Raw genomic sequence first — 18,013 nt, 5'->3', positions numbered from 1 at the left:
CTCCGTCAGCCTGGATGCTGCGCCTTGTCGGCCCCGAGGACGGCGGTGCGGAAAACAGTCTTCACATACTTGCCGTCGCGCGGCGGCATGACGGTCTCACCCGTCCGGACATCGACTTTTATCACGGCAACCAAAGGGAAGTTTCCCTTTTCCAGGCGCTCCGTCAGGTCTTCCAGCCCGGCGCCATCCGTCACCGTCATGGTTTCTGGAATGCCGGCGCCTGCGGCCATTTCGGCAAGGTCGGTGCCGCGTCCCGTCGGGGCGGCCTGCATGCCGGTTTCGCCGTAATGTTCGTTGTCCAGCACGATGATGGCGAGGTTCTTCGGCTGCTGCAGAGCGACGGTGGAAAAGCTGCCGACTCCCATCAGCTGTTCCCCGTCTCCGGTGATCACCCAGACCTTGCGCTCCGGCTGTGCGAGCGCGAGGCCAAGGGCGGTGGGCGTCGCGCCACCCATGCCGCCCCAGATATAGAAGTTCTCCGGCCGGTGATCGGCCGCTGCCAGATCCCAGGTCGGCGAGCCGAGCCCGCTGACGCAGAGCGCATCGCCGCGAACGGACATGAGTTTCTTGACGACGTCGCGCCGGAACAGTTTCTGCGTGGCCATGATCTCAGCCCTCCGCCTGCATGCCGGCATGGGCGCCGGTAAAGGGTTTCGCGCCGATCAGCTTCTGACCGATCAGGACCGCGACAGCTTCGCCGCCGTGGAAGGACATCATCAGCCCGGCCTTGATCGCCTCGGCCGCTTCCTCGTCGGTTTCTGCTCTCAGGCAGCGCACACCGACCGCTTCGAGGACCGGTTGGACGGCGCGGCCCATCGGCATTTGCCAGGGGTTGGACTCGCCGTAATCGCCGCGCATGGTCACGATCATGAAGAGCGGGAAGGCACAGGTCGTGGTCAGCGAGGCGATCATGTTGATCGTGTTGCCGACGCCGCTGCTCTGCATCAGGACGGCGCATTTCTGTCCGCCAAGCCAGGCACCGGCGGAAACCGCAATGCCTTCCTCCTCGGTCGTCAGCGGCACGGTCTGGATGTCGTTGTCGGCGAGGCTGGATTTGATCAGCTTGCTAAGGCCCGCGTCCGGCACATAGGCCACCTGCTTGATGTCGTGCTCCTTGAAGAGCTGGTGCGCGTGGGCACTCCAGTCGCCGTTCATGGGATCTCCGTTCGTTCAAACCTCGCATGCAATGTGCCTTCAGCGGGGTGGCCTGTCCACGCGGGCAACGGAACCGGTCCCGTTCCGCGATGTCGGTATTGCCAACCGTTCCATTGTCTTGGACCGGAGGCTGGCTCATAGTCTTGTCGACTTCTATCCGGGAAAACTGCCATGTCTCTGAAGACCGACCGCCGTCTCATTCCGACCTCGATGCATTGGGGGACTTATTTCGCCGAAGTCGAGAACGGCAAGCTCGTGGCCGTGCACGATTACGACAAGGATCCGGCGCCGGCGATCATCGGCCCCGGGATTGTCGACGCGGTGGACGACGCGGTGCGTATCCGCAGGCCGATGATCCGCAAGGGTTGGCTCGAGAACGGTCCGGCCTCGCGCGAAGGCCGCGGCGGCGAGCCTTTCGTCGCGGTGCCTTGGGACGAGGCGCTCGACATGGCGGCGGGCGAGCTCAAACGGATCAGGGATCAGCATGGTAACCGGGCGATTTTCGGAGGTTCCTACGGCTGGTCGAGCGCCGGCCGGTTCCACCATGCGCAGAGCCAGGTGCACCGTTTCCTGAACAGCATCGGCGGCTATGTGCGCCATGTCGATACCTACAGCTATGCCGCGGGGCAGGTGATCATCCCCCATGTCGTCGGCCCGTTCGCGGATCTCCTGAACCGGCACACGACCTGGCCGGTGATCGCGGAACATTCCGAACTCGTGGTGATGTTCGGCGGCGTACCGGTGAAGAACGGGCAGGTGACCTCCGGCGGCGTCGGCCGTCACACAGTCTTCGAGGGACTCAAGACCGCCTACGACATGGGGGGCGAGTTCGTGAATATCAGCCCGATCCGCAACGATGTCGTCGATCTGATCGAGGCGGACTGGATCGCGCCCCGGCCCAACACCGACGCGGCGCTCATGCTGGCGCTGGCGCATGTGATCTATTCGGAAGGTCTGCACAACGAGGACTTCCTCGCGGAATATACTACCGGCTTCGAGAAGTTCCTGCCCTATCTGCTCGGGGAAACCGACGGACAGCCGAAGACTCCGGAATGGGCCGAAAGGATTTCCGAGGTTCCGGCCGAGACGATCCGCAAGCTCGCACGACGGATGGCGGGCGGCCGCACCATGATCATGACCGCGTGGAGCCTCCAGCGAGGCGATCATGGCGAGCAGCCCTTCTGGCTGACCGTGCTGCTGGCAGCGATGCTCGGACAGATCGGCCTGCCGGGCGGCGGTTTCGGGCTCGGCTACGGCTCGGAAAACGGCATCGGTAACCCGGTGGAACTCTTCAAGTGGCCGGCGCTACCTCAGGGGCGGAATCCGGTCGAGGATTTCATCCCCGTCGCCCGGATTTCGGACATGCTTCTCAATCCCGGCGGTGACTTCGTCTACAACGGCGAGACCCGTACCTACCCGGATATCAAGGCGGTCTACTGGGCCGGCGGCAATCCGTTCCATCATCATCAGGACCTGAACCGTCTGGTGAAAGCGATCCGGCAGCCGGACACCGTCTTCGTCAACGAGATCTGGTGGACGGCGATGGCGCGTCATGCCGACTTCGTGTTCCCAACGACGACGGCGCTGGAGCGCAACGATCTCTCCATGACCCACTGGGAGCAGACAATCGTCGCGATGCAGAAGGCGATCGAGCCGGTCGGCGAATCCCGGAACGATTATGACGTCTTCACCGGCCTCGCCGAGCGGCTCGGTGTCGCCGATGTGTTCACCGAGGGGCGTGATGCGGAAGATTGGATGCGTCATCTCTGGGATCAGGCGCGCCAACGTGCGGCGGAGGCGGAGTTCGAACTTCCGGATCTCGAAACCTTCCGTGAAACCGGAACCATGGAGGTCCTGAAGCCGAAGACGCCAATGATTCTGCTGGAGGCCTTCCGTCAGGATCCCGAGGCCAATCCGCTACGGACGCCGAGTGGCAAGATCGAGCTCTTCTCGGAGAAAATCGAAAGCTTCGGATATGCCGATTGCCGGGGCCATCCGGTGTGGCTGGAGCCATATGAGTGGCTCGGCGCTCCGGAGGCGGAGAGTTACCCCCTGCACCTGATCTCGAACCAGCCCAAGACCCGGCTGCACAGTCAGCTCGACAGCGGAGCGATCAGCCGCGGCTCAAAGATCCAGGACCGCGAGCCGATGAGCATGCATCCGGACGATGCCGCGGCGCGCGGGATCGAAAACGGCGATGTGGTACGGCTCTACAACGATCGGGGCGCCTGCCTCGCCGGCGTCATTGTTACCGACGCGGTCCGGCCTGGAGTGGTGCAGCTCTCGACCGGGGCCTGGTACGATCCGGAAGAACCCGGAGTGATCGGCTCGCTCTGCAAGCACGGCAATCCGAACGTCCTGACCCGCGACAAGGGAACGTCCAGCCTTGGGCAGGGACCGAGCGCCCATTCGGTACTTGTCGAGGTTGAGAAGTACCAGGGCACACCGCCGCCGGTAACCGCCTTCGTGCCGCCGGAGATCTTGGAGAAAGGCCGACTATGATCCATTCCGCTCCGACGCCGCGCACCAAGACGGAAGAATTTTATCCGGGTTTCAGGTTTCGGGAGCGTCCCGTCACGCGCAGCCGGGACTACCAGAACAGCCGGCTCCGGGCTTGCGGGGTCGATCCGGCGCTCTACGGCGACCAGGCGGCGGCCGGGCTATTCGGGCAGGACTGTTTCGAGGCAATGCGGGAAGCCGGGCATCAGGTCGACGGGCTGGTGCAGACCGAGCAGCGCTTCCGACAATTCCAGCCGATTGCCGTCGGCGAGCCGCTGACCCAGCGCGGCTGGATCGAGGCCTATGACGAGGTCGAGCGGGGACACCGTCTGCACCGGACCTTCGAGTTCGTCCGCCACGACGGAGGGGTCGCTCTGGTCGCAGATGTGATCGGCTTGGTGCCGGACAAGGAGAAATGGGCAGCCGCCGCGGCGAAAGCCGGGCAGAAGAAGCCGGCCGATCCGCGCGAGGGGTTCGAGGAAGTCTCCGAGAAAACCATGACGCCCGAGGACGTCACGCTGTTTTCTTCCGATGTCGGGAACCTTATTCATTTCGAGCCGGACTTCGCGGCAAACCTCGGATACCGGGCGCCCCTGGCGCAGGGGCTGCAGACCATGGTCTGGATGATGGGCCGTCTGACCGAGGACGGCCCGCCGGTTTCGTTCGAACTGGCGGCGAGTTTCCGCCGGCCGGTCTTCTGGGACGATGAAGCGAGCCTCTGGCTGCGCAGGGGCGAAGACGGTCTCATCGACCGGGTGCGTGCTCTCAACACGGACGGAAAGCTCACGGCCGAACTGACCGTCGCCTCGATATCGTACGCCTGAGCAGATGCTCCGGAACAAAGTCCGCAATATTCTCTTTGTGATGTGTGACCAGCTGCGTTGGGACTACCTCTCCTGCGCCGGTCATCCGCATTTGCAGACGCCGCATATCGATGCCCTTGCGGCGCGCGGCATGCGTTTCGACAGGGCCTATTGCCAATCGCCGATCTGCGGGCCCTCGCGCATGTCCTTCTATACCGGACGTTACATGTTCAGCCATGGGGCGGGCTGGAACAACTACCCGCTGCGAGTCGACGAATGGACGCTCGGGGACTATCTCCGGCCGCTCGGTATGAGGGTCGCGCTCGCCGGCAAGACGCATATGAAGGAAGACGCGGAGGGCATGGCGCGGCTCGGCCTCGACCCGGTCTCCGAGCAAGGCGTGCTGATTTCCGAATGCGGGTTCGAGCCCTACGAGCGCGACGACGGGCTGCATCCCGACCGCTGCGCCGATCCGGACCTGCCCTATAACCGCTATCTGAGGCAGAAGGGTTATCTCGGCGAGAATCCCTGGTCGAGCCATGTGAACTCTACAGAGAACGTCTCGGGGGAGACGCTCGACGGCTGGTACTGGGGACATTCGAACGGCGCGGCGCGGGTTCGCGACGAGGATAGCGAGACGCCTTACATGACCGACCGGGCGATCGACTTCATTACGGAGATGGGCGACAGTCCGTGGTGCCTGCATCTCTCCTACATCAAACCGCACTGGCCCTATATCGCGCCGGAGCCCTATGCCTCGATGTACGGGCCCGAACATATGCTCCCGGTCCGACGTGACGCGCGGGAGGAAGCGGATCCGCATCCGGTCTATGCCGCCTTCATGCGGCACAAGGACAGTAAGCTGTTTCGTCGTCCCGAAGCGCGGGAGACCGTCGTCCCCGCCTATATGGGGCTGATCAAACAGATCGACGACCAGTTCGGGCGCCTGATGACGGTACTGGAGCGGCAGGGACGCCTCGACGACACGATGATCGTCTTCACCTCCGATCATGGCGATTATCTCGGCGATCACTGGCTCGGCGAGAAGGATCTCTTCCACGAGGCCTCGGTCCGCATACCGCTGATCGTCTACGATCCACGGAAATCGGCGGACGCGACGCGGGGCACGGTCAGCACATCCCTTGTCGAGGCGATCGATCTCGTCCCGACATTCGTTGAAGCTGCCGGCGGGGACGTTGCCGCGCACCGTCTCGAGGGGCGCTCACTCCAGCCGCTGCTCGAAGGCCGCGACACCGAGTGGCGGACATTCGCCGTTTCCGAGAGCGACTATTCCGGTCGCGATGCGCGCGCCGATCTCGATCTCGCGCCGATGGACGCGCGTTGCTACATGCTGCGGACGGAGCGCTGGAAATATGTGCTGCACGAGACCTTCCGTCCGCAACTCTTCGATCTGAAGGCCGATCCCGACGAATTCGACGATCTCGGCGCAGACCCCGGATATGCGGACATCCGCGCGGAGCTTCACGAGAAACTATTCGATTGGTTCCGCAACCGGCGCCTGCGCGTCACGATCTCGGACGAGGAGATCCTCCGGCGCACCGGCGGCGCGGACCGGCAGGGCATTCTGATCGGCTATTGGAAGCCGGGAGACCCCTGATTCAATCCTGAAATCAGGCCAGCGGCATCTTCAATCAAAGGGTTCCAGCCGAGGTCTCTGACGATTTTTTCCCCGCTCATGCGCTGTACGAGCGCCGGTCCTGCGGCCCAGTCACCATGCTGGGTGACGGCCTGTTCGACCGACAGAACCGAATGTGGGTGCTTGGATCCGGCGCGCTCAGCCACCGCGTCGGCCAGTGTGCTGGTCTTGACTCCGGTTTCCGCTGCGATGCAGTAGGTTTCTCCCGCCGGCGCGTTCTCGAGGGCGAGACGGTAGGCGGAGGCGAGGTCGCGGCGGTGTACGAGCGGCCAGGTAACGTCCGGTGATCCCCAGATCTCGATCGGGCGGCCGTTCCACGCCGCCTCCATATAGCGGTGCAGGACACCGCCCAGCTCGTCCCAGACCATCGCAGGATGGATCAGGATCGGGGCAATGCACGGTGCATCGGCGAGCCAGTCCCAATTCTCGAGCATCCAGGAAAAGCTTGGCAATGGATCGTAGGGCATGGTCTCGTCCGCGATCTCCTGTCCGGTTTCGCCGAAGAGCCAGCAGCCTCCGGTATAGAGAAAGCGCAGGGGCGTCCTTCGACCCGATGCAGCTGCGACGATTGCTTCCAGAAACGCCCTGTCAATGGCGCCCATATCGGTGTCAAAGTCCGCGGCCGCGTGGACGACTGCATCCACTTCCGCGGCGGCATGCGCCCAGTCGACCGGACAGACGAGGTCACCGGGAAGGGGAATGGCGCGGTTCTCCGACAAGATCGCAGCGGATCTGTCCGAGCGGGCAAGGGCGGTAACCCGGTGGCCGTGAGTGATCAGCTCTTTGAGAATGGCAGACCCGATAGAGCCGGTGCCGCCGAGAAGAAGCACGTGCATGGGGATGCCCGATCCGACAAATCAAATCGAGAGGATAGAACCCCGGCATGAATTTAATGGCAAGAAAAAACTTGAACAATTCGGTTGCCGGGCGAGATCGTCCCGCCCGGCACCAGAGAATGCGTCAGTTCGTCAGCACCACGCGCCCGACGATCTTGCCTGCGCGCAGATCGTCCAGCGTGTTCTGAACCTGGTCCATCGGCCGGGTCTCGATAGGGACCTGTTTGACCTTGCCGGCCTTCACGAGCTCCATCAGTTCCTTCAGCTCCTTCAGGCTGCCGACATAGGAGCCGATCACGGCAGCAGCGCGGAGCGGCAGGGTCGGGAGCGGCACGGTGAAGTCGCCGCCATAGAGACCGACGATGACATAGCGGCCACCCTTGACCAGCGAGAAATAGCCGAGTTTGGCCGTCGGGTTGGCGCCGACCGTGTCGACCACGGCGCGCGGGCCGCCGCCGGTCGCTTCCGCCAGCTTCTTCGCCGCATCGTCGCCGGAGATATTGAGTGTGGCGGTTGCCCCCATTTCCTTCGCCGCGGCGAGCTTCTTGTCGTCGATGTCGCAGGAGAGCACCTGCTTGACGCCCATGGCGTGGGCGATGCTGACAGCTGCGAGGCCGAGGCCGCCGGCTCCCATGATCACCAGCCACTCGTCGTCATGCACCGGCAGCGCCTTCTTGATCGCGCTGTAGACGGTGACGCCGGAGCAGGCGAAGGGCGTCGCGTCGGTCGGATCGACATCGCCGATATCGACCAGGAACATCGGATGCGGGACGAGGATATATTCCTGGTAGCCGCCGTCCCTGTAGACCCCGAGGGTGCGCGGCTTCGCGCAATGGTTTTCCTGGCCTGCCTTGCAGATCGAGCATTCGCCGCAACCGATCCAGGGGTGGATGAGCTTGGTCTCGCCGGAAGGCACGGTGCCCGCGTCCGGACCGCCCTTGACGACCTCGCCGAGTATCTCGTGGCCGAGCACATGGGGCAGCGGCACGCCGCGGTCGCCCATGTTCAGGCGCCCGGCGGATCCCAGATCGAAATAGCCGTCACCGATATGCAGATCGGAGTGACAGACCCCGCAGCGCGTTACCTTTACGAGAACTTCGGTTCCGGTCGGCTCGGGGATTTCCTGCTGGATCATTTCCAGAGGCTTCCCGAAATCGGTGACTTTCCAACTCCGCATTTGCATGGATCGATTTCCTCCCGATAATCGCGTTTGCGAAATTCAGTTTCGTTTTCGTAGGCCGTGGCGGCCCGTCTGGCAAGCTCGCAAGGCGTGAGACTGCCACCTGCGAACAGGACAATCTTGCGGATTCTGAGAGGAAGGCCGCGAATGGATCGGTGACAATTCGGCAAGAGACCGAACGCACGGAGATCCGGGGAAGGGGAGGATTTGGCCGATGGGCCGTAAGACCGCATTGGTGACGGGCGCGAGCCGGGGGATCGGGCGCGCCGTCGCCGGTTATCTCGCGGAGAGGGATTACCAGGTCGTGGGTGTGGCGCGCTCGGGGCCGCCGGGCGGCTTCCCCGGCGTCTTTCGCACGATCGATCTCAGCGACGCGGAAGCGACCCGTGCGGCTTTGGCGGGGATCGCTGCCGAGTTCGAGGTGGACGTTCTGGTGAACAATGCCGGCATCGCGCCGCTCGGCACGGTCGAGGAAGTGACGCCGGAAACCCTTGAGCACCTGATGTCGGTGAATGTCCGCGCGCCCTACCAGTGCATGCAGGCCGTCCTGCCTGGGATGCGCAAGCGCAAGTTCGGCCGGGTGATCAATATCGGCTCGCGCGCCGCGCTCGGGAAGCATGGTCGCAGCGCCTATGCGGTGACCAAGGGCGGCATCGCCGCGGCAACCCGGACCTGGGCGATCGAGGCCGGCGGCGACGGCATCACGGTGAACTGTGTTGCACCCGGACCCATCGCGACCGAGATGTTCGAAGAGGGCAATCCGGCGGGCTCCGCCAGTCGCAATGCCATCGAGGCGGCGATTCCGGTGAAGCGGATCGGTCGGCCGGAGGACGTGGCCGCCGCGGTTGCGTTCTTCGCCTCGGAGAATGCGGGTTTCTGCACCGGACAGGTGCTGTATGTCTGCGGCGGCCTGACCATCGGATCCGCGCCGCTATGAACGACCTGAGTGAACTGCGCAAACGCAATCTCGGCCGCCTGATCGCCCCCGAGAGTTTTGCGGTCATTGGCGCGACAGACGATCCGCTCCGCATCGGCGGGCGTCCGATCGACTATTCGCTGAAGCACGGGTTCAAGGGCCGGATCTATCCGGTCAACCCGAAGCGGGAGATCATCCAGGGGCTGAAAGCCTATCCCTCGATCTCGGACGTGCCGGAGGCGGTCGACGCCGCGATCGTCGCGTTGCCGGCAACGCTGGTGGCGGAGACGGTAGAGGCCTGCGCCGCCAAGGGCGTCGGCGCCTGCATCGTCTTCAGTTCCGGCTTTTCGGAACTCGGCGCCGAGGGCGAGGCCATGCAGGCGCGCCTGACGGAGATCGCACAGCGTACCGGCATCCGCGTACTGGGTCCGAACTGCCTCGGCGCCTTCAATGCGGCGAGCGGCTGGACCGGGACCTTCTCCTCCGCGCCGTCGGTGGATCCGACAGTACCCGGCCCGATCGCCATCGCCAGCCAGAGCGGTGCCTATGGCGGCCATATCTACAATCTTGCGCGCAAGCGCGGGCTCAAGGTCGGGCGCTGGGTGACGACCGGAAACGAGTCCGACATCGAACTCTCCGAATGCATTTCCTATCTGCTTGATGATCCGGACGTAAAGGTTGTCATGTCCTATGCCGAAGGCATCCGGGACGGTGCGGGACTCAAGGCCGCTTTCGAGAAGGCTCGTTCGCTGAAGAAGCCCATCGTCATGGTCAAGGTCGGGCGGAGCGAGGTCGGTGCTGCGGCGGCCGCCTCGCATACCGCCGCGCTTGCCGGTACCGATGCGGTGATCGACGGCATGATGCGGCAGTACGGTGTCTACCGCGCGGCGGACGCGAACGAAATGCTGGAAGTCGCCTATGGCTGTCAGCAGGGGCATTTCCCGAACGGAAACAAGGTCGGCTTCATCACCATTTCGGGCGGGCTCGGCGTGCAGATGGCGGACTCGGCATCCGCTCTCGGGCTTGAGGTTCCGGAATTCTCTCAGGCAGGGCAGGCGAAGATGCTGGAGCTCTTTCCCTTCGCCGCGCCGCGCAACCCTGTAGACGTGACCGGGCAGGCCTTCAACGACCGCGACGCGATCGCAAAATGCCTGAAGATCATGATGGAAGAGGGCGACTACGATGTCGTGATCTCGTTCTTCACGGCGGTCGCGGCGCTGCCGGAGATCGCGCGGGATATCGTCGATACGCTCAGGCCCGTCCGCGCTGCGCGTCCCGACAAGCATCTGTTTTTCTCGATCCTCGCTTCGGACGAGAACCGCCGGTTCTACGAAAGCAACGGCTATCCGATGTTCGACGACCCGGTGCCGGCGATCACGGCGGCGAACGGCCTGATGTATTTCGGCCGGGCATTCGCGGCAACACGGGGCACGCCGCCGGAGCTTCCGGCAAGCGCACTTCAGATTCCGGCGCACGCGACATCCGAACATGAGGCGAAGCGGATTCTCGCCTCCGCCGGTATCCCGGTGGTTCGCGAGCGTCTTGCCGTTTCCGCCGAGGCCGCGGCAGGCACGGCATCCGAGATCGGCGGCCGCGTCGTGCTGAAGATCGCCTCGCCGGACATCGCCCACAAGACCGAGATCGGCGGCGTGCTGGTCGGCCTCGAGGGGGAGGAGCCGGTACGCGATGGCTTTGCCACACTGATGGCGCGGGCCAGGGAGAAGCGGCCGGATGCGCGGCTCGATGGTGTGATCGTTTCCGAAATGGTCAGCGGCGGCGTGGAATGCGTGATCGGCGTGCAGCGCGATCCGGTGCTGGGCGCGGCGGTGATGTTCGGGCTCGGCGGCGTACTGGTCGAAGTGCTGAAGGATGTCAGCTTCCGCATTGCGCCCTTCTCGGTCGAGGAGGCGCACAGGATGATTCGTGAGATCAAGGGCTTCAGGATCCTCGAAGGCGTGCGGGGGGCGCCGCCGGCAGATATCGACGCGCTCGCCGAGGCGCTGGCGCGACTCTCCGTATTCGCCGCCGCCAATGCGGAGAAATTGGACAGCATCGATATCAATCCGTTTATCGTGTTGCCCGAGGGCAGGGGCGCGGTGGCGGTCGATGCGCTCATCGTCCCGGCGACAGGAGGGCATGCATGAGGCCGCAAAGCGTCCGCACCCGGATCACCGAGCTCTTTGGCATCCGCCATCCCGTCCTCTGCGGCGGACTGATGTGGCTTGCCGACGCGAACTATGCCGCGGCGGCTGCCAATGCCGGTTCCATCGGCTTCATGACGGCGAAGACCTTTCCGGATCCGGGCCGCTGGAAGGAGGAGCTGGAGAAGGCAAGACAGCTTGCCAACGGCAATCCGCTCGGGGTGAATCTCTATATCTCGCAGCGGCCGGAAGAGAACGAGATGCTCACCGGTCACGCCGACCTGGCGCTGCAGGCGGGCGTGCGCAGCTTCGAGACCGCTGCAATGCCGCCGGCAGATCTGGTCCGGCAGCTGAAAGAGGGCGGCGCCAAGGTGATTCACAAGGTCGCCTCTGTCCGTCACGCGGTCTCTGCAGCCACCAAGCTCGATATCGATGCGGTTTCCGTCGTCGGTATGGAATGCGGCGGCCATCCCGGTCTCAACATGGTTGGCAACATGGTGCAGGGCGTGCTGGCCGCACTCCGGGTCGATATCCCGGTGGTGATCGGCGGAGGCATCGGTCACGGCCGTCAACTCGCCGGAGCACTTGCCTTCGGTGCCGAGGGTGTGGTGCTTGGCACCCGGTTGCTTGTCGCAAACGAGATCTGGAGCCATGACGCGGTGAAGCAGCGTGTGCTGCAGGCCGACGAGACCAGCTCACGCCTCGTGCTCGCCTCGATGCGCAACACCTACCGTGTGGTCGACAACGAGACCGCGCGCAAGGTTGCTGAGCTCGAGGCGGCGGGCGTCAGCGATTACGAGAGTTACCGCGCGCATGTCCGAGGGACCTTGCAGAAAGAGGCCTACGAGGAGGGAGATCCGGAAAAGGGGCTGCTTTCCATGGGGCAGTCGGCGGTATTTGCGGATCGGGTCGAACCGCTCGGCGACATCATCGACCGGCTGGTGAAGGAGATGGACGAGGCGCTGAACCGGCTGCAGGCTGTCCGCGTGAGCCATGAGGCCGCCGCGGAGTAACGTCCCTGTACTTTCTTACCCATGCCGACGTTATCGTCGATCCCGATATCCCGATCACGGATTGGGGCCTTTCGGAGCGGGGGCGTGCCCGCATCCGGTCCGGCTTGGCGCAACCCTGGTTGTGGAACGTGACAAGCCTATGGTCAAGCGCCGAACGCAAGGCGCTCGACACTGCGGAAATTCTCTCGGAACGGCTCGAGCTTGCGGTCCAGATCAGGGCCGATCTCGGAGAGAATGACCGTTCTTCGACAGGTTACCTGCCGATGGAGGAATTCGACCGGACGGCGGATCTGTTCTTCGCCGACCCGGACAGCTCGGTGCGCGGCTGGACGCCTGCGCGGCTCGAACAGACGCGCATCGTCAAGGCGGTGTCTGCTGTCGCGGGGCTGGATCCTAGCGGCGTGCCGCTCGTAGTTTCCCACGGCGCGGTCGGTGCCCTGCTGCTGGCACATCTTGCGGGACGGCCGATCTCCCGCAGCTTCGATCAGCCCCGCAATCTTGGTGGAAACTGGTTCCGGGACTGCGATGCCGCGCCGGCATGGCGGGTGTTCTACCGTCTTTCTTGAGAAAACCGTATCGCGGCTGGCCCCAATCCCGGAGGCCGGAATCGGGCCCTGAGGCGCCGGTTGTTTGCGTCGGGACCGGCCCTCCCGAGGCGGAATTCGCTTGCACGACCGTTCTGACGCTCGACGGAAGAACGGATGGCGACCACAGGGACGATGACGCCGGTCAGAAACCCGGGTTCAGGAAGTAGATGGCGGACAGAATCTTGTTGCAGCTTCGACCGTCGTCGCTGAGCGGGAGAATCAGACGCTCGGCGATCAGATGATCCTTGGCTCCGGCGTGGTCGAAGAATATGCCGCAAGACCGGTAGGCGGTCTTCTCGCGGGCGGCGCGGCGATATTCATCGCGGATCGACAATGTCCGTTCGGTCAGACCGATCTCCGCGATGGTCTTGCCGGTGTCGTCCCGGCCGACCTGCTCCACGATCCAGGTGCCGATGACGCGGAAGCGGACGTCCTCCGTATCGGGCAGGAGATCGATGAGCATCACATGCGACAACCAGCGTTTGAGTTCGATCACCTCGATCTCGGAGCGTGCGGGAGCGTGGCGGTTGCGAGCCTTGGTCTTCCAAAGACGAAACAGGCTCCGGAGCTCGGGATGTTCGAGCTGGTCTGCCGCCGTGATCGCGACGAGATCCATGTCCGCCGGACCATTTGGGCCGTGAATGCGGTGTCGATCGGATATGATTGAGCCGCCCTTGCGCATGTTCCGCTGTCATACCTCGTGTGCCGAAAAACAAATACGCACCGGTTCGGCGTCTCCTGACGGCGTCTCCGATGCGCAATTGGCGCCGATATGGGTGACTGGCGGCACGCGGTCAACCTTTGCGTGAGCGTCCGGTCAAGAATCATGGCAGCCATGCATCCGGCGAGGGACGGGACAATCCTACCTCAGGCGAAAAGCAAACGCAGGTCCGGTTGCTGCAGGACTGTACCGGTACGGATCGTCAGGAAGTACGACCGGGCGCCGGCAACCGCAGCGCGCAGCCCATTATACGCGCAATCGACTTCGCGCTTCCGGCGTCCCTTCGAAGGCGCCGCCGGGCGGACCTTGTGATTCAGGAACTCGATCCGCGATCAAGCAAGCGCCTGCTCCAGATCAGCGATGATGTCGTCGGCGGTCTCCAGCCCGACGGATATCCGCATGACATCGTCTCCGGCTCCCGCGGCCATGCGCTGTTCTTCGGTCAGCTGGCGGTGCGTGGTCGAGGCCGGATGCAGGATCAGCGAACGGGTGTCGCCAATATTTGCGAGGTGGCTGAGCAGTTCGACCCCCTCGACCAGACGCCGACCGGCCTCGTAGCCGCCTTTGACCCCGAAGGTGAAGACGGAGCCTGCCCCGCCGGGAAGGTATTTCTGTGCCAAAGCGTGGTAGCGGCTGCTTGGCAACCCGGCGTAAGAGACCCATGACACCGCCGGATGGGCGTCGAGCCAGCGCGCAACCTGCATGGCATTGGAGACGTGCCGTTCAATGCGGATCGGCAGGGTCTCGATGCCGGTGATGGTCAGGTAGGCATTCATCGGCGCCATGGTCGGCCCGAGATCGCGCAGCCCCACGGCGTGGCCATAGGTGGTGAAGGCGAGATCGCCGAAGCTCTCCCAGAAGGAGATGCCGTGATAGGCCGGCTCCGGCTCCGAGAGCGACGGGAATTTCTCGTTCTGGCCCCAGTCGAATTTCCCGGAGTCCACTACCGCCCCACCCATGGCGTTGCCGTGACCGGAGAGGAACTTAGTGGTCGAATGGACGACGAGATCCGCGCCGTGCTCGATCGGACGGCAGAGATACGGAGTTGCCATCGTGTTGTCGATGATGAGCGGCACGCCTGCATCATGGGCGATCGCCGCCAGCGCCGCGATATCGCTGACCACACCTCCCGGATTGGCGAGGGATTCCGCGAAGAGTGCCTTGCAGGCCGGATCCGCGACCGCCGTGCGGACCGCGTCAAGATCGTCGACATCGACGAAGCTGCAGTTCCAGCCGAACTTCTTGAAGGTCTTGCCGAACTGGGTGATTGAGCCGCCATAGAGCCGGGTCGAGGCGACGAGACTGTCGCCCGGCTGCATCAGCGGGAAGAGGGCGAGCATCTGCGCCGAATGGCCCGACGCCGTGCAGGTGGTCCCGCGGCCCCCCTCGAGGCTTGCGATCCGTTCCTCCAGCACCGCCGTGGTCGGGTTCGAGAGCCGCGCATAGATGTTGCCGAAGGTCTGCAGGTTGAAGAGCGATGCGGCATGGTCCGCATCCTCGAAAACGTAGGCCGTGGTCTGGTAGATCGGCGTCGAGCGCGCGCCCGTGGTCGGGTCCGGCGCTGCGCCGGCATGGATCGCGCGGGTCTCGAACCCGGCCCGTCTTTGTGGTGCCGCACTCGGGTTGGCGGATTCCTCCGCGCCCGGGGTGCCGACGGCGCGGCGCTTCGAGGAGATCACGTTCGAGTCGAAGCCATGCCAGGACAGCTCGCCATAGAGCCGGGAGAACTCGATCTTCGGGCAGCGATTCATTACCACCTTGAGCCCTGCCTCTTCCGCCGCCTCGGCGCCCGCGTCGTTGCGCACGCCGAGCTGCATCCAGACCACCTTGGCGCCGATCTCGACCGCTTCCTCCGCGATCGGTCCGGCGGCCTCGGAATTGCGGAAGATGTCGACCATGTCGACAGCGAAGGGGATCTCTTTCAGCGAGGCATAGACTTTCTCACCGAGTATCTCCTCGCCTGCGAGCCCCGGATTGACCGGGACGATCCTGTAGCCTTTTCCCTGCAGATATTTCGCCATGAAATAGCTTGGCCGGGTCCATTTCTGGCTCGCCCCGACGACGGCGATGGTCCGCACGGAAGAGAGGATCTCCTTGATGTAGCCGTCAGGATAATTGTCGTGGTCGATCCGGTGCGGCGCTTCGCTCTCGGCCATGCTCATTCCCCCGTCCATTTCGGGCTGCGTTTCTCTATGAAGGCGTCAATCCCCTCGGCGGCGTCGCGCGCCTGCATGTTCTCGACCATCACCCGGCTGGTGTAGGCATAGGCCTCGGCCAGCGGCATCTCCAGCTGGCGGTAGAAGGCGGCCTTGCCGGTCTTGAGCACAAGCGGCGATTTCGAGGCGATCTTCCCGGCCATTTCGGCAACCGCGTCGTCGAGCTCGGCTTCCGGCACCGCCGTGTTGATCAGGCCGTGATCGATCGCTGTCTCCGCGTCGATCATCTCGCCGGTCAGCAGCATCTCCATCACCTGCTTGCGCGGGATGGCACGGGAGACGGCGACCATCGGGGTCGAGCAGAAAAGGCCGATATTGACCCCGGGAGTGCCGAAGCGGGTTTCCTCGGTTGCGATCGCGAGATCCGCGGTTGCCACAAGCTGGCAGCCGGCGGCCGTCGCTATGCCATGCACCTTGGCAATCACCGGCTGCGGAAGCTGGGTGATGCTCAGCATCAGATTCGAGCAGGCAGCGAAGACGGTCTCGTGGAACGCCGCGTCGCTGCGCGAGCGCATCTCGCGCAGATCGTGTCCGGCGCAGAAACCCTTGCCCGCGCCTTCGAGGACCACGACCTTGACGCCCGTATCCTCCGCGATTGCGTCCAGCTCCTGTTGCAGCGCGGCCATCAGGCCGAGCGAGAGCGCGTTGTAGGCTTTCGGACGGTTGAGCGTGAGACGGGCGATCCCATCCGCGTCCCGGCGCAGCAAGAGCGGCGTATCGAATTCCTCCGCGACGGACATGATTTCCTCCCGATCCGTTGTTACGGTCGAGACTAACGCCGGATCCACTCGCGGACCAGACGCGCCGATGTCACCAGAGCGTTCCGCCGGCGCGATTGATCAGGCGACGCGGATCCAGGTCATCATGCCCGCGGCTGAATGCTCGACCATGTGGCAATGCAGCAGCCAGTCTCCAGGATTGTCCGCGACGAAGGCGATCTCGGCGATTTCCTCGCGGTCCATCAGCAGCGTGTCCCGATGTGCGCCGAGTGCGCCGCCCTCCAGCACCTTGCGGAAATGATGGCCGTGCAGATGCATGGCGTGCGGCCAGCCGGTGCGGTTCTCGATCCGGATCCGGATGGTCTCGCCGGCGGCGGCGGAGATCAGCGGCTCATCCGGCATGTCGGCGCGGCCGTTGAAGGCCCAGACCTTGCCCTGCTGCACGAGGCCGCGCATGTCCATCGATCGGCTGCCCATCATCGCACCGGTCATGCCGCCCATGGCGCCGCCCTCCATCAGGAGCTCGGCGCGTCGGGCGCTCTCCAACGGTCCGATCTCCGGCAGCGGGTTCGGGGGAAGCGGGGCTGCGGGGTCCGTGCGCCGCGAGGCCGCACTCTCGGAGACGGTGAAGGTGGCGATGGCGTAGCTGCCATTGCGTTCATGCGAGACGATGGAAGCTTCCGCCTCGCCGGTCACGTCGACGATCAGATCGATCCTTTGCGCAGGCGCCACGACCATCCGCCCCGCGCGCTGCGGCGTCTCCAGAGGTTGACCGTCGAGCGCGACGATCCAGCCGTCGAGGCCCTTCAGACTGAGGCTGAAAATCCGGGCATTGGCGACATTGACCAGTCGCAGCCGGAGGCGCTCGTTCTGCCTTGCGGTTGAGGCCCAGTAGCCGTCGCCGTTCACCGTGATCCAGTTGCCGATCCGCCCGCCGTGCGACCAGTCGTGCATGGCGCCGAAATCCTCGGCAATCTCGGCTTTCTCCGTGAGCCGCCAGTCGTCGATCAGCAGGACTTCGTCGCGGTCGATGTCGGGTGCGTCAGGTTCCTCTACAACGAGCGCGCCATAGAGGCCCCGGGCGAGTTGTTCCCAGGTCCGGTTGTGCGGGTGGTACCAGTAGGTCCCGGCATCGGGCGCGGTGAAGGCATAGTCGAAGGAACCGCCCGGCGCGACGGCGGTCTGGGTCAGTTCCGGCACGCCGTCCATCGCATTGTCGATCCGGATGCCGTGCCAGTGCACGGTCGAGGACTGAGGCAGCGCGTTCAGGAAACGGCGGTCGATCCGTCCACCCTGCTTGACCCTGAGGGTCGGACCCGGGACGCCGCCTTCGTAGCCCCAGATCGGGGTCGGCTCATACTCGGCCGGTGCCAGGCGCGCCGTGCCCGGCCGGGCTTCGAGCGTTTCGGGGGGGGAAGCGAAAGCACGTCCCGAAAGGGTGAGTGTCGTCGCGGCCAAGCCTGACGCACCGGCCGCTCCGAGAAACCTGCGTCTTGAAACTGTCCGCACCGGCTCTTCCTCTCCGTCTCGTCTGCCGGTCGTCGCGCCGGCTTCCTACCAGAAGAATATG

At 64.4% G+C, this 18,013-nt stretch carries 15 protein-coding genes; 7 read left to right on the top strand and 8 right to left on the bottom strand.

Annotated elements, in window-relative coordinates; translation table 11 throughout:
- Nucleotides 1-5: 5 nt before the first annotated feature.
- Together ACOOE1_RS05275 and ACOOE1_RS05270 are read right to left on the bottom strand one after the other, a co-directional pair.
- Complete coding sequence (locus ACOOE1_RS05275; RefSeq protein ID WP_420405289.1) at nucleotides 6-605, bottom strand: thiamine pyrophosphate-dependent enzyme; 600 nt, start codon at nucleotides 603-605, stop codon at nucleotides 6-8.
- Nucleotides 606-609: 4 nt separating this feature from the next.
- Nucleotides 610-1,155: a phosphonopyruvate decarboxylase gene (locus ACOOE1_RS05270; RefSeq protein WP_420405288.1), complete on the bottom strand. Its 546-nt coding sequence runs from the start codon at nucleotides 1,153-1,155 to the stop codon at nucleotides 610-612.
- Nucleotides 1,156-1,326: 171 nt separating this feature from the next.
- Between ACOOE1_RS05270 and ACOOE1_RS05265 the strand changes: the two genes are divergently transcribed.
- Genes ACOOE1_RS05265 through ACOOE1_RS05255 form a run of 3 tightly spaced genes read left to right on the top strand, consistent with a single transcriptional unit; the run spans nucleotide 1,327 to nucleotide 6,075 of the window.
- On the top strand, nucleotides 1,327-3,657 hold the full coding sequence (locus tag ACOOE1_RS05265) for a molybdopterin guanine dinucleotide-containing S/N-oxide reductase (protein ID WP_420405287.1): 2,331 nt from the start codon (nucleotides 1,327-1,329) through the stop codon (nucleotides 3,655-3,657).
- Nucleotides 3,654-4,478, top strand: coding sequence for a MaoC/PaaZ C-terminal domain-containing protein (locus ACOOE1_RS05260; RefSeq protein ID WP_420405286.1), 825 nt, complete (start codon nucleotides 3,654-3,656; stop codon nucleotides 4,476-4,478). The genes ACOOE1_RS05265 and ACOOE1_RS05260 overlap by 4 nt, the downstream gene beginning before the upstream one ends.
- A gap of 4 nt (nucleotides 4,479-4,482) precedes the next feature.
- On the top strand, nucleotides 4,483-6,075 hold the full coding sequence (locus ACOOE1_RS05255) for an alkaline phosphatase family protein (protein ID WP_420405285.1): 1,593 nt from the start codon (nucleotides 4,483-4,485) through the stop codon (nucleotides 6,073-6,075).
- Here the strand turns inward: ACOOE1_RS05255 and ACOOE1_RS05250 are convergent.
- Both ACOOE1_RS05250 and ACOOE1_RS05245 read right to left on the bottom strand, forming a co-directional pair.
- Complete coding sequence (locus ACOOE1_RS05250; RefSeq protein ID WP_420405284.1) at nucleotides 6,051-6,950, bottom strand: NAD-dependent epimerase/dehydratase family protein; 900 nt, start codon at nucleotides 6,948-6,950, stop codon at nucleotides 6,051-6,053. The genes ACOOE1_RS05255 and ACOOE1_RS05250 overlap by 25 nt on opposite strands.
- A 124-nt stretch (nucleotides 6,951-7,074) precedes the next feature.
- Nucleotides 7,075-8,133 (bottom strand): alcohol dehydrogenase, encoded by a 1,059-nt coding sequence (locus tag ACOOE1_RS05245; protein WP_420405283.1) that lies wholly within the window; start codon nucleotides 8,131-8,133, stop codon nucleotides 7,075-7,077.
- A 211-nt stretch (nucleotides 8,134-8,344) separates the two neighbouring features.
- On the opposite strand from ACOOE1_RS05245, the gene ACOOE1_RS05240 reads away from it, so the two are divergent.
- The 4 genes from ACOOE1_RS05240 to ACOOE1_RS05225 are packed head-to-tail and all read left to right on the top strand — an operon-like array spanning nucleotide 8,345 to nucleotide 12,766.
- The gene (locus tag ACOOE1_RS05240; protein ID WP_420405282.1) at nucleotides 8,345-9,067 is read left to right on the top strand and encodes an SDR family oxidoreductase; all 723 of its coding nucleotides are present in this window, start codon (nucleotides 8,345-8,347) and stop codon (nucleotides 9,065-9,067) included.
- Nucleotides 9,064-11,190, top strand: coding sequence for an acetate--CoA ligase family protein (locus ACOOE1_RS05235; protein WP_420405281.1), 2,127 nt, complete (start codon nucleotides 9,064-9,066; stop codon nucleotides 11,188-11,190). The genes ACOOE1_RS05240 and ACOOE1_RS05235 overlap by 4 nt, the downstream gene beginning before the upstream one ends.
- A complete protein-coding gene (locus ACOOE1_RS05230; protein WP_420405280.1) occupies nucleotides 11,187-12,200 on the top strand; it encodes an NAD(P)H-dependent flavin oxidoreductase in 1,014 nt (337 codons plus the stop codon). Before ACOOE1_RS05235 ends, ACOOE1_RS05230 begins: the two co-directional genes overlap by 4 nt.
- A 5-nt stretch (nucleotides 12,201-12,205) precedes the next feature.
- A complete protein-coding gene (locus ACOOE1_RS05225) occupies nucleotides 12,206-12,766 on the top strand; it encodes a histidine phosphatase family protein (protein WP_420406410.1) in 561 nt (186 codons plus the stop codon).
- A 163-nt stretch (nucleotides 12,767-12,929) separates the two neighbouring features.
- On the opposite strand, the gene ACOOE1_RS05220 is transcribed toward ACOOE1_RS05225, so the two are convergent.
- The 4 genes from ACOOE1_RS05220 to ACOOE1_RS05205 form a co-directional block, all read right to left on the bottom strand.
- Complete coding sequence (locus tag ACOOE1_RS05220) at nucleotides 12,930-13,403, bottom strand: PAS domain-containing protein (RefSeq protein WP_420405279.1); 474 nt, start codon at nucleotides 13,401-13,403, stop codon at nucleotides 12,930-12,932.
- 437 nt (nucleotides 13,404-13,840) lie between these two features.
- On the bottom strand, nucleotides 13,841-15,664 hold the full coding sequence (locus ACOOE1_RS05215; protein ID WP_420405278.1) for an O-acetylhomoserine aminocarboxypropyltransferase: 1,824 nt from the start codon (nucleotides 15,662-15,664) through the stop codon (nucleotides 13,841-13,843).
- Nucleotides 15,665-15,666: 2 nt separating this feature from the next.
- Nucleotides 15,667-16,464, bottom strand: coding sequence for an enoyl-CoA hydratase (locus tag ACOOE1_RS05210; RefSeq protein WP_420405277.1), 798 nt, complete (start codon nucleotides 16,462-16,464; stop codon nucleotides 15,667-15,669).
- 99 nt (nucleotides 16,465-16,563) lie between these two features.
- Nucleotides 16,564-17,901, bottom strand: coding sequence for a multicopper oxidase family protein (locus tag ACOOE1_RS05205; RefSeq protein WP_420405276.1), 1,338 nt, complete (start codon nucleotides 17,899-17,901; stop codon nucleotides 16,564-16,566).
- Between the last annotated feature and the right edge of the window lie 112 nt (nucleotides 17,902-18,013).

This window comes from Nisaea sp., from assembly GCF_965216895.1.
Classification (GTDB): domain Bacteria; phylum Pseudomonadota; class Alphaproteobacteria; order Thalassobaculales; family Thalassobaculaceae; genus Nisaea.
Note: the sequence above shows the minus strand (reverse complement) of the source record. Positions and strands in the feature narration are given on the sequence as shown.

What these genes read in the sequence shown, in the direction of transcription:
- ACOOE1_RS05275 (WP_420405289.1), bottom strand. Translation starts at nt 605, where the DNA reads ATGGCCACGCAGAAACTGTTCCGGCGCGACGTCGTCAAGAAACTCATG.
- ACOOE1_RS05270 (WP_420405288.1), bottom strand. Translation starts at nt 1,155, where the DNA reads ATGAACGGCGACTGGAGTGCCCACGCGCACCAGCTCTTCAAGGAGCAC.
- ACOOE1_RS05265 (WP_420405287.1), top strand. Translation starts at nt 1,327, where the DNA reads ATGTCTCTGAAGACCGACCGCCGTCTCATTCCGACCTCGATGCATTGG.
- ACOOE1_RS05260 (WP_420405286.1), top strand. Translation starts at nt 3,654, where the DNA reads ATGATCCATTCCGCTCCGACGCCGCGCACCAAGACGGAAGAATTTTAT.
- ACOOE1_RS05255 (WP_420405285.1), top strand. Translation starts at nt 4,483, where the DNA reads ATGCTCCGGAACAAAGTCCGCAATATTCTCTTTGTGATGTGTGACCAG.
- ACOOE1_RS05250 (WP_420405284.1), bottom strand. Translation starts at nt 6,950, where the DNA reads ATGCACGTGCTTCTTCTCGGCGGCACCGGCTCTATCGGGTCTGCCATT.
- ACOOE1_RS05245 (WP_420405283.1), bottom strand. Translation starts at nt 8,133, where the DNA reads ATGCAAATGCGGAGTTGGAAAGTCACCGATTTCGGGAAGCCTCTGGAA.
- ACOOE1_RS05240 (WP_420405282.1), top strand. Translation starts at nt 8,345, where the DNA reads ATGGGCCGTAAGACCGCATTGGTGACGGGCGCGAGCCGGGGGATCGGG.
- ACOOE1_RS05235 (WP_420405281.1), top strand. Translation starts at nt 9,064, where the DNA reads ATGAACGACCTGAGTGAACTGCGCAAACGCAATCTCGGCCGCCTGATC.
- ACOOE1_RS05230 (WP_420405280.1), top strand. Translation starts at nt 11,187, where the DNA reads ATGAGGCCGCAAAGCGTCCGCACCCGGATCACCGAGCTCTTTGGCATC.
- ACOOE1_RS05220 (WP_420405279.1), bottom strand. Translation starts at nt 13,403, where the DNA reads ATGGATCTCGTCGCGATCACGGCGGCAGACCAGCTCGAACATCCCGAG.
- ACOOE1_RS05215 (WP_420405278.1), bottom strand. Translation starts at nt 15,664, where the DNA reads ATGGCCGAGAGCGAAGCGCCGCACCGGATCGACCACGACAATTATCCT.
- ACOOE1_RS05210 (WP_420405277.1), bottom strand. Translation starts at nt 16,464, where the DNA reads ATGTCCGTCGCGGAGGAATTCGATACGCCGCTCTTGCTGCGCCGGGAC.